This is a genomic window from Phytopseudomonas flavescens (assembly GCF_900100535.1).
In the GTDB taxonomy this organism is placed as follows: domain Bacteria; phylum Pseudomonadota; class Gammaproteobacteria; order Pseudomonadales; family Pseudomonadaceae; genus Aquipseudomonas; species Aquipseudomonas flavescens.
In genome coordinates, this window is sequence record NZ_FNDG01000006.1 from 28,246 (window position 1) to 42,581 (window position 14,336).

A 14,336-nucleotide genomic window follows, 5' to 3' on the forward strand; every position below is an offset into this window, starting at 1 on the left:
TCAGTGCGCCTCGATGATCTCGTGATGGCGTACCTGGCCGGCGATCCTCAGTTCCACCTCGTCGCCCGGGTGGCGCCCCAGCAGGCGCTGGCCCAGTGGCGCGTTGGGGCTGAGCACGAGGATCTGCCGCTGCTCCGTGCGTACCTTGATGGCTGCACCGTCCGGGCCGAGAAACAGCCACTGTTCGTGGCCATCGTCGTCGGCCAGCAGCACCAGAGCGGTAAGTCTGATACCCAGTGCCTGGTCGTAGGGGCGCAACTGCAACTGCCGCCATGCCAGCAGGCTCTGGCCGATTTCCTCCACCCGGCGTGCCTGCCCGGCAGCCAGGTAGGCAGCCTCCAGGCCCAGGGTGTCGTACTTGTTTTCGGCGATGTTCTCTTCGTGGGTCGCCGTTTCGTGGGCGATCCGCGCCGCCTGTTCGGCGGCCTGCAGGTCGGCAGTCAACTGCTCGATGACCTGCTGGACGATGGGTTGTTTATCCATCAGCTAGTCGCCTTGGGACGGTTCTTCAGCAGGTGAGCGGCCAGCGTGCGCAACGGCGCGAGCTGCCGGGCGATCAGTGACAACTGGGTGTGTACCAGCCGTTGCGCGTCCTCCAGCTCTTCCGGTATCTGCTCGAGGGCTGTGGCGAGTTGTTCCTCGCTGTCGCTTTGAATGGCTATCGGGCTCTGTTCGTTGAGGCCGCGAGCGATTTCGTCGAGGCTTTCGGCGATGCGCCCGGCGCTGCCGAGCAGCTCGCTCTGCTCATCAGCCAGCAGGGCTTCACCACGGTGCGCACCGAGGCCTGAAAGGTAGCTGAGCAGGGTGTGCGAGAGCACCAGAAAGCGGAAGCCGATATCCGCCTCCTTACGGAAATGCCCGGGCTCCATCAGCATGTTGCCGAGGGTGGTCGACAGCGCTGCGTCGGCGTTGTGGGCGTTACGGCGGGCCAGGCGGTAGGCGAGGTCGTCACGTTTGCCCTCGGCGTACTGGCGGACGATCTGCCGCAGGTAGGTGCTGTTGCAGCTCAGGGTGTTGGCTACCACCCGGTTCAGGCGCCGGCCCTGCCAGTCCGGCAGGATCAGGAACACTGCGAGGCCGGCGATCAGGCTGCCGAGCAGGGTATCGAACAGGCGCGGCAGGATCAGCCCGTAACCGTCGCCCACCTGGTTGAAGCAGAACAGCACCAGCAGGGTGATGGCCGCCGTCGCCACGGTATAGCGGCTGGAGCGGGTGGCGAAGAACACCACGCCGGCTGCGACGGCGAAGAAGGCCTGGATCAACGGGGCAGGGAACAGGTCGATCAATGCCCAGCCAAGCAGCAGGCCCAGCACGGTGCCGATGATGCGCTGCACCAGCTTCATGCGCGTGGCACCGTAGTTGGGCTGACAGACGAACAGGGTGGTGAGCAGAATCCAGTAGCCCTGGGTCGGGTGGATCCAGTGCAGCACCCCGTAACCTGCAGCCAGGGCGATGGACAGGCGCAGGGCATGACGGAACAGCAGTGAGGTGGGGGTGAGCTGCAGGCGGATGCGTTCCCAGACGTCACGCAGCGATTGCGGCTCGCGGTCGAGCAGGGAGCTGTCCTGTTCCTCGGCCAGGGCATCGGGGTTGCTGGCGCTGCCCAGCAGGCGGTCGAGGGTGCCGAGGTTGCCGGCCAGGGCACCGAGCGAGCGCAGCAGGTGGCGCCAGGCCGGGTTGCTCTGGATACGCAGGTGCTCCAGCGAGGCCTGCAGATCGGCCTGGGCCTGGCCATGCTGCTCGCCGTACTCGAAAGGCTGGCGCAGTTCGATGGCCTTGGCCAGGGCATGGCAGGCCTTGCCGTGCAGGCGCAACAGGCGCTGGCAGCGGAACATCACGTCGCTGTGGAAGAACGCCTCGGCCAGGGCGTTGTACGGATAGTGCGAGGAGCTGGCGCGCTCGTGGATGTCCTGGGCGAGAAAGTACAGCTTCAGGTAGCGGCTGACCTTCGGGCCTGGGCGGCCGTTGCCGACCCGATGGAGGATGATTTCCTTGGTCGAGTTGAGTGCCGCCACCACGCGTCCGTTCTGTTTGGCCAGGGCCAGGCGTCGCGCTTCCACGTCCAGCTGGCGCAGTGGCTCGAACAGCGCTGCCTTGAGCTTGAGGTAAAGGCCCAGTTCTCGGAACAGGCGAGCCAGGCTGTGCTGCACCGGCTGGTGGGCGAACAACGCGTGCCAGAGCACTGACAGCACGCCGTACCAGGCGGCGCCGGCGACCAGCAGCAGCGGTTCCAGCCACAGGCCGGCGATACCGCCTCGCTGCTCTACGCCGATCATGCTGTACACCGCCAGGATCAGCGTCGCCGAGCCAAGGGTCGCGAAGCGCTCCCCGAGGGCGCCGAGCATGGTCAGGACGAACGTCGACAGGGCCAGGGCGGCGACGAACAGCCATGGGTAGGGGAACAGGAATTCCACCGTGTAGGCCGCGGCGCTGAAACAACCCAGGGTCACCAGCAAGGCGGCGAGACGGCCCTGCCAGCTGTCGTCGGTTTCCGCCAGGGCGCTGGCGATCACACCGAGGAACAGCGGGATCAGGCCGTGCATCCAGCCCTGGTACCAGCACAGTGCCAGGCTGCCGCCGAGGGCAATCGACACCCGCAGGCTGTAGCTGAACGTGTCCAGTGCCCAGAGGCGACGCAGTGAGTGGCGCAGGGAGGGGGGCGACATCCGGATCGGCGACCTTTTCGGGTGAATGACGGAGCCACAGCCATCGGCATGCGGCGATTCGATTGTGCCTCGCTTGCGGGGCGCAGCGCGAGTGGCGGTTCGCCTGGCGGGTCGAAGGCCGCTACCCCACGGCCATCCCGACGAGCATGCTGGACGCCCGCTGCGCCGGACAGGTCACCGCACCTGAACTCTGCGCTGGCGCTCCGGCTCCAAGCTCTACCCATGGCAACCGGCAGACGTTAGGCGACTGCACCCGATCGACAGGAGCGCTCCATGATCGACCTCCATTACTGGACGACCCCCAATGGCCACAAGGTGAGCATCTTTCTCGAGGAGAGCGGCCTGGACTACAACGTGCACCCGGTGAATATCGGCACCGGCCAGCAATTCGAGCCGGCGTTCCTGAAAATCTCGCCGAACAACCGGATTCCGGCCATCGTCGACCATAATCCCAGCGATGGCGGTGAACCGATCCCGGTGTTCGAATCCGGCGCGATTCTCGAGTACCTGGCCGACAAGGTCGGGCGTTTCATGCCATTGCAGCCGCGTTTGCGTGTTCAGGTCCAGCAGTGGCTGCACTGGCAGATGGGAGGGCTCGGGCCGATGGCCGGGCAAAACCACCACTTCGTACGTTTTGCCCCGGAGCAGATTCCCTATGCCATCGAGCGCTACGTGAAGGAGACCGCGCGCCTGTACGGGGTGCTGGATCGTCAGCTCCAGGGTCGGGAATACGTGGCGGGCGATTATTCGATCGCGGACATCGCCATCTACCCCTGGGCGAAAGGTTGGGAGCTGCAGCGTCAGCGCCTCGAAGACTTTCCGGACATGGCTGCCTGGCTGGCACGGATGGGCAACCGACCTGCGGTACAGCGTGCCTACCAGGTCGCCGAGGCGATCGCTCAGCGGCCCGACGATGTGCTTGGCAGTGAGGCACGCAAGGCGCTGTTCTGAAACGTCTTCGCGGCATTCCAGGCCACGGGCGGCGCTCGTCGCTATTGCAAGGGCACTGCATCGGCTGGCACCGGCCGGCCGATGAAGTAACCCTGGGCGTAGTCACACCCGAGTTGGCGCAGGTAGTCCTGCTGTTCGCCGCGCTCCACGCCTTCGGCGAGTACCTTCATTTCCATGCTGTGGGCGAGGGCGATGACGGCCCGGGTGATCGCCCGATCGTCCTTGTCGTGGGGCAGGCCAGCGACGAAGCTCTGGTCGAGCTTGAGTTTCTGTACCGGCAGGCGCTTGAGGCGGGCCAGTGAACTGTAGCCTGTGCCGAAATCATCGATGGCCAGGCGCACGCCCAGGTGGCGCAGGCGCTCGAGGAGCGCCTGGGCCTGATCGGGGTCGTCCATTACCGCGCTCTCGGTCACTTCAAGTTCCAGGCATTGAGCTGGCAGCCCGGTGTCGGCCAGTACCTGAGCGACGCGCTGATCGAGTTCGCCACGGCTGAACAGGCGGCTGGAGATGTTCACCGCCACGAACCGCAGGGAGCTGCCCGTTGCGCGCCACTCGACCATCTGCCCGCAGGCCTGCCTGAGTACCCAGGCGTCAATGGCACTGATCATGCCGCTGTCCTCGGCAATGGGGATGAACTCGCCGGGGGGAATCAGTCCGCGCTGGGGATGCTGCCAGCGAACCAGGGCCTCGACCCCGATCATCCGCCCGTCGTCCAGCTTGCGCAGCGGCTGGTAATGCACACGCAACTCGTCATTGTCGAGCGCATGGCGCATGCCGGCGATCAGCTCCACCCGCTGGCGCGCGTATTCGGTCTGCTCCTGATCATAGAAGGCAAAACCCTCACGACCACTGCCCTTGGCCTTGAACAAGGCAGAGTCCACGTTGCGCAGCACCTGCTCGACGGTTTGCGCTTCATCCGGATACAGGCAGATGCCGACGCTGGCGGAGATGAACAGCTCCTGCCCGTCGAGCATGAACGGTTCGTTGAGGCAGTCGATCAGCCTTTGTGCCAGGTGCGCGGCCTGCTCGGCCTGCGTGCAGTCTTCGCTGAGCAGGCCAAACTCGTCGCCGCCCAGGCGGGCCAGTGTGGTGCCCTTGCCGAGCTGACTGGCCAGGCGCTCGCTGGTGGCCTTGAGCAGCAGGTCGCCAACGTTGTGGCCGAGGCTTTCGTTGATGTGCTTGAAATGGTCCAGATCGACCACCAGCACCGCACCCCGATCCGCTTCGCGCTGTGCCCGCTCCAGCGCATGCTCCACACGTTCGGTGAACAGCAGGCGATTGGGCAGATTGCTCAGCGGGTCGTGGTGGGCGAGGTGGTCGAGTTCGTGCTGGGAATGCTTGAGCACGGTGATGTCGGAGAATACCGCGACATAGTGGCTGAGCAGCCCGTTGTCATCGTGAATGGCACGGATGCATTGCCACTGCGGGTAGATTTCACCGTTCTTGCGGCGGTTCCAGACTTCACCGCTCCAGGTGCCCTGGGTTTGCAAGGTGTGCCAGAGATGTTGGTAGAAGGCTGCATCGTGGCGACCGGATTTCAGCAGGGTCGGATGCTTGCCGAGGATTTCCGCTTCGCTGTAGCCGGTGATCCGGCTGAAGGCCGGGTTGATGTGCACGATGTTCTGCCGCGCATCGGTGACCAGCACGCCTTCCTGGGTCGCATCGAATACCGCCGCGGCCTGGCGGAGGCTGTCGGCATCGGCCCGTCGCTGGGTGATATCCCTTACGGTGCCGATGAAACGTTCCGGCCGGCCCTGTGCGTCCAGTTGCAGGCGCCCGTGTGACAACACCCAGCGGTAGCTGCCATCGCGATGGCGCAGGCGGTAGGTGTTCTCATACGAGGTATCGCTGGTCGCCTGCATGATGTCGCTGAGCGCGCGCTGGTAATGGGGTCTGTCTTCGGGGTGCAGCAGCTGCATCCAATGGTCGCGATCACCACCCAGTTCGCTATCCTTCATCCCCAGCAGTGCGTGGTAACTGGCGGAGTAAAAGACGTTCTGGCGGCGCAGATCCCAATCCCAGAGCCCATCTTCGGTTGCCGACAGGGCCAGGCTGAGGCGCTCTTCGCTGTCGTGCAGGGCCGTGCCGATGCGGGCGTGCCGTTCCAGGTGACGGCGGATCATCACATACAGCAGCGCACCGGTGAGCAGGACAAATACCAGGCCTTTGCAGATTTGGATCTGCTCCGCCTGTCGGACAGTCAGGCCGAACGAGGCCAGTAGCAGATCGGTGAAGATGATCCACAGGCTGGCTGCCAGCAGGTAGTTCAAAGTCAGGCGCAATGCGCCTTGGCGGGTGTTCATAAAGGATGATTCGGTTCTTTGTCGCAGGTGAGGGAGGCCACTGGATCCAACGTTGTAACATTCTCAGTCAAAAGACCAAGTGGTTTTCCCACTGACGATGTTGATAATGCGAGCGTCGGCCCGTTGGCCGTACGGCGTTTTTCCATGCAAGAGGTACCCCTGCCCATGTGGTACAACGGTTTTCTCGACCTGTCGGTCTGGCAACTCATTCTCGTCACCTTGCTGATGACCCACGTCACCATCGTCAGCGTGACGGTCTACCTTCACCGTTACTCGGCGCACCGTTCCTTGGAGCTGCATCCTGCGCTCAAGCATTTCTTCCGTTTCTGGCTGTGGCTGACCACCGCCATGAACACCCGCGAATGGACGGCGATCCACCGCAAGCACCACGCCAAATGCGAAACCGTTGACGATCCCCACAGCCCGGTGGTCAAGGGGCTGGGTACCGTCATGCGTAAAGGTGCCGAATTGTATGCCGAAGAGGCGAAGAATCAGGATACTTTGCGCATCTATGGCAAAAATTGTCCTGATGACTGGGTCGAGCGCAAGATTTACTCGCGTTTCCCCATGGGCGGTATCGCCCTGATGATGATCATCGATGTGGCCCTGTTCGGCGCGCTCGGCCTCACTGTATGGGCGATCCAGATGATGTGGATCCCATTCTGGGCCGCCGGTGTCATCAACGGTTTGGGCCATGCCGTCGGTTATCGCAACTTCGAGTGCCGTGATGCGGCCACCAACCTGCTGCCCTGGGGCATCATCGTCGGCGGCGAGGAACTGCACAACAATCACCATACCTACCCCAACTCGGCCAAACTGTCGGTCAAGCGCTGGGAATTCGACATGGGCTGGGCCTGGATAAGACTGTTCAGCATCCTGCGCCTCGCCAAGGTGCAGCGGGTTGCGCCGATCGCCCACCGGGTGCCCGGCAAGGGCATCCTGGATATGGACACCGCCATGGCGATTCTCAACAACCGCTTTCAGATCATGGCCCAGTACCGCAAGGTGGTGATCGGCCCACTGGTCAAGCAGGAGCTGGCCAAGGCCGACGAGTCGGTACGCCATCAATTCCGGCGTGCCAAGCGTCTGCTGTCGCGGGAGCCGAGCCTGCTGCAGGACAAGCAGCAGGTGCATATCGACAGCATGCTGGCGCACAGCCAGGCACTCAGGGTGATCTACGAAAAACGTCTGGCGCTGCAGCAGATCTGGGCCAAGACCAGCGCCAATGGTCATGACATGCTCGAAGCGATGAAGCACTGGGTGCAGGACGCCGAAGCGAGTGGCATCCAGTCCCTGCGCGATTTCGCCGAGCAGCTCAAGACCTACTCGCTGCGCCCCGGCGCAGTGTGAACTTGCCCGCAATCGCCTACGTCGTTGTGAACCGCCCAGGGTACCCAGGGTCATAGCATTGACCCGGTTGCCACCCAGAGCCCGCCGTTCGGCGGGCTTTTTCGATCCTGCTCGGCAGCCCCACCGCAATCAATATGGCCTCTGCTCTGGATCGGTATTATGGATGAACTTGGCACTATCGACCTGGAAGAGCTGACCCTGGCGCTGTTGCACAGTCGCGCGGAAGGTACTCGCTTGCGCGAGCGCGAGCAGCTGTTCAGCACCTTGCTGGGCAGCGTGAACGCCGTACTGTGGGCATTCGATTGGCAGGCCCAGCAGATCATTTACGTCAGCCCGGCCTACGAACGCGTATTCGGCCGCTCGGCCGGGCTGCTGCTGGCCGATTACGGCGAGTGGCGCAACAGCATCTATCCCGATGATCTGGACTTCGCTGCCGAGAGCATGGCCAAGGTCCTGGAAACCGGGGCCGTCGAGGCCCGCGAGTACCGGATTATCAGAGCGGATGGCGAGCTTCGCTGGCTCAGCGACAAGTGTTTCATCGGTCGCCACAGCGACAGCCTGGCTTCGCCGATCATTTTCGGTATCGCCGAAGACATCACCGAAAAGAAACAACTGGAAGGCGAGCTGCATCGCCTGGCAACGACCGACGTGCTCACCCAGAGCAGCAACCGTCGGCATTTCTTCGAATGCGCGCAGAGCGAGTTCGAACTGGCCAGCAACCAGGGGCAGCCATTGGCCTTCCTGCTGCTGGACCTGGATGACTTCAAGCACATAAACGACAGCTATGGCCACCAGGTCGGCGATCAGGTGCTCCAGCAACTGGCCAACTGCGCCAGCTCGGTGCTGCGTCGTGGCGATCTGTTCGGGCGTATCGGCGGAGAGGAGTTCGCGGCGTTGTTCCCCGGGTGCGAGCCGGAGTTGGCTGCGCAGATCGCACAGCGCCTGCAACGGGAAATCCAGCGTCTGGCCTTCAACCATGAAGGTCACGCCTTTGGCATCACGGTCAGCCAGGGGCTGACGTCGCTGCGCAGCGGCGATCCCGGGCTCGATGTGCTTTATGCGCGGGCCGATGCCGCCATGTATCAGGCCAAACGCCAGGGCAAGAACCAGATCGTGACCAGCTGAATGTGGCGGAAAACCGCCTGATTCAGTGCCCTTATCGGCGGTTGAACGCTCATTTTCATGCGCGAAAAACCGCACGTTGATGGCCCTGCCTTGGCAACATATTGAAATATTAGCTGTTATGCGACTTTAGTCGTCCATGGCACGCAACCTGCTGTGCTAGATTCATCAGCAACGGCCCGACTGTGGCCGACAATAAAAATGCAGAGAATCGAACGATGCCATCTTTTCGTCGCCAATGTCTTCAGTTCCCTCTGATCCTCATTCGTTCCTGAGCGTTTCGTGCTGCCGTCAACGTTGCCAGTTGCGCTTCCTGGCTGCGTGGTGGATGACGGTAGTGCCCCGAATTCGGCTGATTTTGAGCCCTCAAGGCATCGCCCATCAGACCGATGTGTTGCACCAATAAAAGAAAAAACACTGGAGATATCACGATGAAAAAAGCTTCCCTGGCGCTGGCCGTAGCAGCCGGCACCCTGGGTCTGACCCTGGGCAACGTCGCGCACGCTGCCTTTATCGAAGACAGTACGGCCAAACTGGATCTGCGTAACTTCTATTTCAATAACGATATTCGTGATACCGACAGCCCCAGCAACAAGGAGTGGGGCCAGGCGTTCCAGTTGAACCTGCAATCGGGTTTCACCGAAGGCACCGTTGGCTTCGGCGTCGACGCCCTCGGTCTTCTGGGTGTCAAGCTGGACTCCGGTGGCCGTACCAACAAGGCCGGTCGTAGCCGTACCCCGGGCGTCCTGTTCCCGACGGACAGCGACAACAGCGCGGTTGACGAATTCAGCAGCCTGGGCCTGACCGGCAAGATCCGCGTTTCCAAGACCGTGGCGCATGTCGGCACCCTGCAGCCAAAGCTGCCGGTCGTGACCTTCAACGATGGCCGCTTGATTCCGCAGACCTTCGAAGGCGCTCAGATCACCTCCAATGAAATCGACAACCTGACGCTGGTCGCCGGCCAACTGGAGCACGCCAAGGGCCGTACCTCCAGCAATGCCGAGTCGCTGGCCATCGCCGGTGCCGGCGCCGGTGCGGACAGCAACAAGTTCTACTATGGCGGTGCCGACTACAAGATCAACAAGGATCTGCTGGTTCAGTACTACTACGGCAACCTGGATGACTTCTACAAGCAGCACTTCCTCGGGCTGACCCACACCCTGGCGCTGGGTGCCGGCTCGCTGAAGTCCGATCTGCGTTACTTCGACACCGGTTCCGATGGCAAGAACAGCAGTGCCGCCGGGCGGGCCGATGGCTATCTTGGTTCCGGCTACTATGGCCGCAACGCGTTGGGTAACGGCATCACCACCGGCGAGGTGGACAACCGCACCTGGAGTGCCTTCTTCACCTACAGCCTGGAAGGCCATGCGCTGAGCGCCGGTTACCAGCAGGTTTCCGGTGACAGCAACTTCATCCAGCTGAACCAGGGTTCGATCCCGGGCCAGGGCGGTGCGACCACCTACCTGATCACCGACCGCCAGATCACCAACTTCGGCCGTGCCGGCGAGCGGACCTGGATTACCCAGTACGGCTATGACTTCGGCAAGATCGGTGTACCCGGCCTGACCGCCAACGTGCTGTACATGAAGGGTGACAACATCAAGTCGGCCACGGGTGACCTGAAAGAGTGGGAGCGCGACCTGACCGTCAGCTACGTGCTGCAGGAAGGTGCCATGAAAGGCCTGGGCTTCGCCTGGCGTAACGCCTCGCTGCGTAGCCAGCCAGGTGGCGACATCGATCAGAACCGCCTGATCGTCAGCTACAGCATCCCGCTGCTCTAAGCTGGAGCGTCGAGCCGCGCCATGCCGCGGCTCGTATCGAAGCAAAAGCCCGGGCTGGCCCCGGGCTTTTGCGTATCGGGCAATCTCAGCTCGCTGCAGATGCTGGTTGCTGCTGGGTGATGCAGTGGATATTGCCTCCGCCCAGTAGAATCTCGCGGCCCGGTACCATGACCACGCGGTGCTCGGGGAACAGGTGTTCGAGAATGGTCCTGGCTTCCTGATCCTTGGGGTCGTCGAAGCTCGGTGCGACGATGCCGCCATTGACGATCAGGAAGTTGACGTAGGAACCGGCCAGGCGCTCGTCCGGGCTGCGCTCCTGGCTACCCAGCACGCGGTCGACACCGGCGCACTCTTCTTCGCTCGCATGCAGTGGGCCCGGGATCGGCATCCTGTGTACGGTCAGGGCACGGCCCTTGGCGTCACGGCTGCTCTCCAGCACGCGCAGGGCGGCCTGGCAACGCGGGTAGTTGGGATCGCTGGGGTCATCCGTCCAGGCCAGCAGCACTTCGCCGGGCCGTACGTAGCAGCAGAAATTGTCGACGTGGCCGTCGGTCTCGTCGTTGAACAGGCCGTTCGGCAGCCAGATGACCTTGTCGATGGCCAGATGATCGGCGAGTACCGCCTCGATCTGCGCCCGCTGCAGGTGCGGGTTGCGATTGGGGTTGAGCAGGCACTCTTCGGTGGTGATCAGGGTGCCCTCGCCATCCACATGGATCGAGCCACCTTCCAGTACGAAACCTTCGGTGCGATAGCGTGCGCAGCCTTCCAGGCCGAGGATCTTGGCGGCCACTTGGTCGTCGCGCAGCCAAGGGAAATACAGGCCGCCGACCAAGCCGCCCCAGGCGTTGAACCCCCAGTCGACGCCGCGTACGTCACCGCGCTCGTTGGCAACGAAGGTCGGCCCGGTATCGCGTACCCAGGCGTCGTCGGTGGTCATCTCCACCAGCCGGATCCGCTCATGCTGCAACTGCGCGCTGGCATTGGCGTATTGTCCGGCGGATACGCAGACGGTCACCGGTTCGAATTCGGCGATGGCCCTGGCTACGGTGGCGAACGCCTGCTGAGCCGGTTTGCCGCCCAATCGCCAGTTGTCCGGGCGCTCCGGCCAAACCATCCAGGTCTGCCTATGGGGCTCCCATTCGGCCGGCATGCGAAAGCCATCGGCGCGAGGGGTAGAGGTGAGGGTTGTCATGGCAGTGCTCCGTAACGGAAGTCGCTAAGTAAAAAGGCAGGATCACAAGGCCTGACCCGTCGAGATCGAACCTGCGCCGCAGGCCTTCTCCGTTTTCGTTCATTTCTGCGCGCTTTTCGCCCAACTGGCTGGCGCTGAAATGAGGGGGTATGGGGCTGCGGCCGTCCGGTTGTTCCTGGCCCATACAGCTTGCGGGCGGTCATTCAGGAGCCGTCACGAAAGCGCTTCCAGACTGCCTCACGCACCTCGGCCTGCTTGGCAGGAAGCGTTTCCAGCACGTGCAGGCGGCGTTTCAGCGCCGCGTCCGGATAAAGCGCCGGTTCGTTGCTCAAGCTGCTGTCGAGGAATTGTCGGGCATCGGCATTGCCGCTCGGGTAGAGGGTTTCCCGGGTGATCTGCGCGGCCACGTCCGGGCGCATCAGGTAGTCGATGAATATGTGGGCCAGATCCGGGCGGGGTGCATTACTGGGAATCACCAGGTTGTCGATGAACAGTACCGAGCCTTCCTCGGGGATCACGAATTTGACCGGTTGGCCATTTCTGGCAGCGCTCAGCGCGTCACCGACCCAGGCCAGCGCCATGCACAGGTTGCCGTTGTCGAGGTCGTCTATATAGCGCTCGCTGTCCACGTAACGCAGGTTCGCACGCACCTGTTGCAGCAGCTCGCCTGCCCGCTTGATACGCGCGGGTGCCGCGCGGGCGAGGCTGCGGCCCTGGTAATTGAACAGAACCGACATCACTTCTTCCGGGGCGTCCAGGGTGCTGACGCCGCAACTTTTCAAGCGGGCGCTCTGTGCCGGGTCGAACAGCAGGCTCCAGCTGTGCGGCAGCGGCCCGCCATAGGCGGCTTCGGCCTTGGGCTGGTTGATCGCCAGGCCAACGGCGCCCCACAGGTAGGGAATCGCACGAAGGTTGTCGGCGTCCACCGCCGCCAGCTTGGTCAGCAGTTCCTTGTCCAGATGCTTGCGGTTGGGCAATTTGCCGAAGTCCAGCGGTTGCAGGCGGCCAGCCGCTAGCAGGGCGGGCAGGTGATTGTGCGAGGGCACGGCAATGTCGACAGGCTCTCCACTGCTCAGTACCGCATCGAGCTCTTCGGCGGTGCTGAAGGTGCGGTAGTCGACGGCGATGCCGGTTTCTCTCTGGAAGCGTTCCAGCACCTCGGGAGCGATGTAGTCGTTCCAGTTGTAGACGCGAATGCTGTCGCCATCGGCAGCCATTGCCAGGAGCGGGCCGAGGGCCAGTAACAGGGGGGCAAAATGACGGATCATTGCGGTAATCCTGGTTGGCAATGACGCCGATTAGGCGTGCGCCATGCGGCGGCGTCAATGGTATCTAACCATTCGGTGGCCGGTAGTGGGGCATGGAAGCGCCGGCCTTGCCGGCACTTCGACGCTTACACGGTGTGCAGGTACCAGTTGTATTCGAGGTCGGAGATGGTCGTCTCGAATTCCTGCAGTTCGGCTTCCTTGCAGGCGACGAAGATGTCGATGTAGTCCGGGCTGATGTACTTGTTCAGCACCTCGCTGTCGTCCAGCTGGCGCAGCGCGTCACGCAGGTTGTTCGGCAGGCTCTGCTCCAGCTGCTCGTAGGAATTGCCCTCGATCGGCTCGCCCGGCTCCAGCCGGTTGGTCAGGCCGTGGTGAATACCGGCGAGGATCGACGCCATCATCAGGTACGGGTTGGCATCGGCGCCGGCCACGCGGTGCTCGATGCGGATGGCGTCGCTGCTGCCGGTCGGGACACGTACCGCCACCGTGCGGTTGTCCAGGCCCCAGCTCGGCGCGTTGGGCACGTAGAACTGCGCGCCGAAGCGGCGGTACGAGTTGACGTTCGGGCACAGGAAGGCCATCGACGCCGGCATGGTGTCGAGGATGCCGGCGATGGCGTGGCGCAGCGGGGCGTGCTGCTGCGGGTCATCGGTGGCGAAGATGTTCTGCCCGGTCTTCTTGTCGAGCAGCGAGATGTGCACGTGCAGGCCGTTGCCCGCCTGCCCCGGATAGGGCTTGGCCATGAAGGTCGAGTCCATCTCGTGGTCGTAGGCGATGTTCTTGATCAGGCGCTTGAGCAGCACCGCGTAATCACAGGCCTTGAGGGCGTCCTCGACGTGGTGCAGGTTGACTTCGAACTGCGCCGGGGCGCTTTCCTTGACGATGGCGTCGGCCGGCAGGTCCTGCTCCTTGGCGGCTTCGAGCATGTCCTGCAGGCAGTCGACGTATTCGTCGAGGTCGTCGATCAGGTAGACCTGGGTAGAAATCGGGCGCTTGCCGGAGATCGGCGAGCGCGGCGGCTGCGGACGGCCGTTCACGTTCTCCTGGTCGATCAGGTAGAACTCCAGTTCGAAAGCCGCGCAGATGGTCAGGCCGAGTTCGTCGAACTTCTGTACCACCTGGCGCAATACCTCACGGGGATCGGCGAAAAAGGGGCTGCCGTCCAGTTCGTGCATGGTCATCAGCAGTTGCGCGGTGGGGCGCTTCTGCCAGGGCTCCTTGCACAGGGTATCGGGGATGGGGAAACAGATACGGTCGGCGTCGCCGATGTCCAGGCCCAGGCCGGTGCTTTCCACGGTGGCGCCATTGATGTCCAGGGCGAACAGCGAGGCAGGCAGGTTGATGCCCTTCTCATACACCTTGTGGAGGCTGGCGCGCTCGATACGCTTGCCGCGCACCACGCCATTCATATCTGCAATCAGAAGGTCGACGAACTGAACCTCAGGATGTTCCTTGAGGAACGCGTTCGCTTCATTGAGCTGAACGGCACGCGGGGGTACCGACATGATGCAACACCTATGTTGTTAAAAATATCAATCAATTACTGACACACCGGGAGTCAATCCCAAACGCCAGGTGCTGTCAAGGTAGGCCAATGCTGCCCCAAAGAAGAGCGCTGTGGCCATTTTTAGGGCGTTTCAGGGCATTTCGAGCAGGGAATTCTGCACCCTTTTAGTCCTGAGCGTGACGGGACGAGGAGGCGA

General features: G+C 62.8%; 10 protein-coding genes. 4 read left to right on the forward strand and 6 right to left on the reverse strand.

Features of this window, described 5'->3' with window-relative positions; all coding sequences use genetic code 11:
• Entirely contained in the window at positions 1–483 is a 483-nt protein-coding gene (locus tag BLR94_RS09455; protein ID WP_084304697.1) for a GreA/GreB family elongation factor, read from the reverse strand.
• Entirely contained in the window at positions 483–2,666 is a 2,184-nt protein-coding gene (gene yccS / locus BLR94_RS09460; protein WP_084304696.1) for a YccS family putative transporter, read from the reverse strand. The genes BLR94_RS09455 and yccS overlap by 1 nt, the downstream gene beginning before the upstream one ends.
• Positions 2,667–2,939: 273 nt before the next feature.
• Here yccS and BLR94_RS09465 point away from each other — a divergent pair, with 273 nt between their 5' ends.
• On the forward strand, positions 2,940–3,617 hold the full coding sequence (locus BLR94_RS09465) for a glutathione S-transferase N-terminal domain-containing protein (protein WP_084304695.1): 678 nt from the start codon (positions 2,940–2,942) through the stop codon (positions 3,615–3,617).
• Between the two features lie 41 nt (positions 3,618–3,658).
• Here the strand turns inward: BLR94_RS09465 and dibA are convergent, their stop codons facing one another.
• The gene (dibA, locus tag BLR94_RS09470) at positions 3,659–5,920 is read right to left on the reverse strand and encodes a phosphodiesterase DibA (protein WP_084304694.1); all 2,262 of its coding nucleotides are present in this window, start codon (positions 5,918–5,920) and stop codon (positions 3,659–3,661) included.
• Positions 5,921–6,085: 165 nt separating this feature from the next.
• Here dibA and desA point away from each other — a divergent pair, with 165 nt between their 5' ends.
• From desA to BLR94_RS09485, 3 genes are all read left to right on the forward strand, one after another.
• Positions 6,086–7,270 carry a delta-9 fatty acid desaturase DesA gene (gene desA / locus BLR94_RS09475; protein ID WP_084304693.1) on the forward strand — a complete coding sequence of 395 codons (1,185 nt, stop codon included), beginning with the start codon at positions 6,086–6,088 and terminating at the stop codon, positions 7,268–7,270.
• 159 nt (positions 7,271–7,429) lie between these two features.
• On the forward strand, positions 7,430–8,395 hold the full coding sequence (locus BLR94_RS09480; RefSeq protein WP_084304692.1) for a GGDEF domain-containing protein: 966 nt from the start codon (positions 7,430–7,432) through the stop codon (positions 8,393–8,395).
• Between the two features lie 428 nt (positions 8,396–8,823).
• On the forward strand, positions 8,824–10,173 hold the full coding sequence (locus tag BLR94_RS09485) for an OprD family porin (protein WP_084304691.1): 1,350 nt from the start codon (positions 8,824–8,826) through the stop codon (positions 10,171–10,173).
• Between the two features lie 85 nt (positions 10,174–10,258).
• Here BLR94_RS09485 and aguA read toward each other — a convergent pair whose 3' ends face one another.
• From aguA to BLR94_RS09500, 3 genes are all read right to left on the reverse strand, one after another.
• The gene (aguA, locus tag BLR94_RS09490; RefSeq protein WP_084304690.1) at positions 10,259–11,365 is read right to left on the reverse strand and encodes an agmatine deiminase; all 1,107 of its coding nucleotides are present in this window, start codon (positions 11,363–11,365) and stop codon (positions 10,259–10,261) included.
• A 203-nt stretch (positions 11,366–11,568) separates the two neighbouring features.
• Entirely contained in the window at positions 11,569–12,633 is a 1,065-nt protein-coding gene (locus tag BLR94_RS09495; protein ID WP_084304689.1) for a polyamine ABC transporter substrate-binding protein, read from the reverse strand.
• Positions 12,634–12,758: 125 nt separating this feature from the next.
• The gene (locus BLR94_RS09500; RefSeq protein WP_090423687.1) at positions 12,759–14,138 is read right to left on the reverse strand and encodes a glutamine synthetase family protein; all 1,380 of its coding nucleotides are present in this window, start codon (positions 14,136–14,138) and stop codon (positions 12,759–12,761) included.
• Positions 14,139–14,336: the final 198 nt, after the last annotated feature.

Excerpts from the sequence above, each read along its gene's own strand:
- BLR94_RS09455 (WP_084304697.1), bottom strand. The coding sequence starts at position 483 with ATGGATAAACAACCCATCGTCCAGCAGGTCATCGAGCAGTTGACTGCC.
- yccS (WP_084304696.1), bottom strand. The coding sequence starts at position 2,666 with ATGTCGCCCCCCTCCCTGCGCCACTCACTGCGTCGCCTCTGGGCACTG.
- BLR94_RS09465 (WP_084304695.1), top strand. The coding sequence starts at position 2,940 with ATGATCGACCTCCATTACTGGACGACCCCCAATGGCCACAAGGTGAGC.
- dibA (WP_084304694.1), bottom strand. The coding sequence starts at position 5,920 with ATGAACACCCGCCAAGGCGCATTGCGCCTGACTTTGAACTACCTGCTG.
- desA (WP_084304693.1), top strand. The coding sequence starts at position 6,086 with ATGTGGTACAACGGTTTTCTCGACCTGTCGGTCTGGCAACTCATTCTC.
- BLR94_RS09480 (WP_084304692.1), top strand. The coding sequence starts at position 7,430 with ATGGATGAACTTGGCACTATCGACCTGGAAGAGCTGACCCTGGCGCTG.
- BLR94_RS09485 (WP_084304691.1), top strand. The coding sequence starts at position 8,824 with ATGAAAAAAGCTTCCCTGGCGCTGGCCGTAGCAGCCGGCACCCTGGGT.
- aguA (WP_084304690.1), bottom strand. The coding sequence starts at position 11,365 with ATGACAACCCTCACCTCTACCCCTCGCGCCGATGGCTTTCGCATGCCG.
- BLR94_RS09495 (WP_084304689.1), bottom strand. The coding sequence starts at position 12,633 with ATGATCCGTCATTTTGCCCCCCTGTTACTGGCCCTCGGCCCGCTCCTG.
- BLR94_RS09500 (WP_090423687.1), bottom strand. The coding sequence starts at position 14,138 with ATGTCGGTACCCCCGCGTGCCGTTCAGCTCAATGAAGCGAACGCGTTC.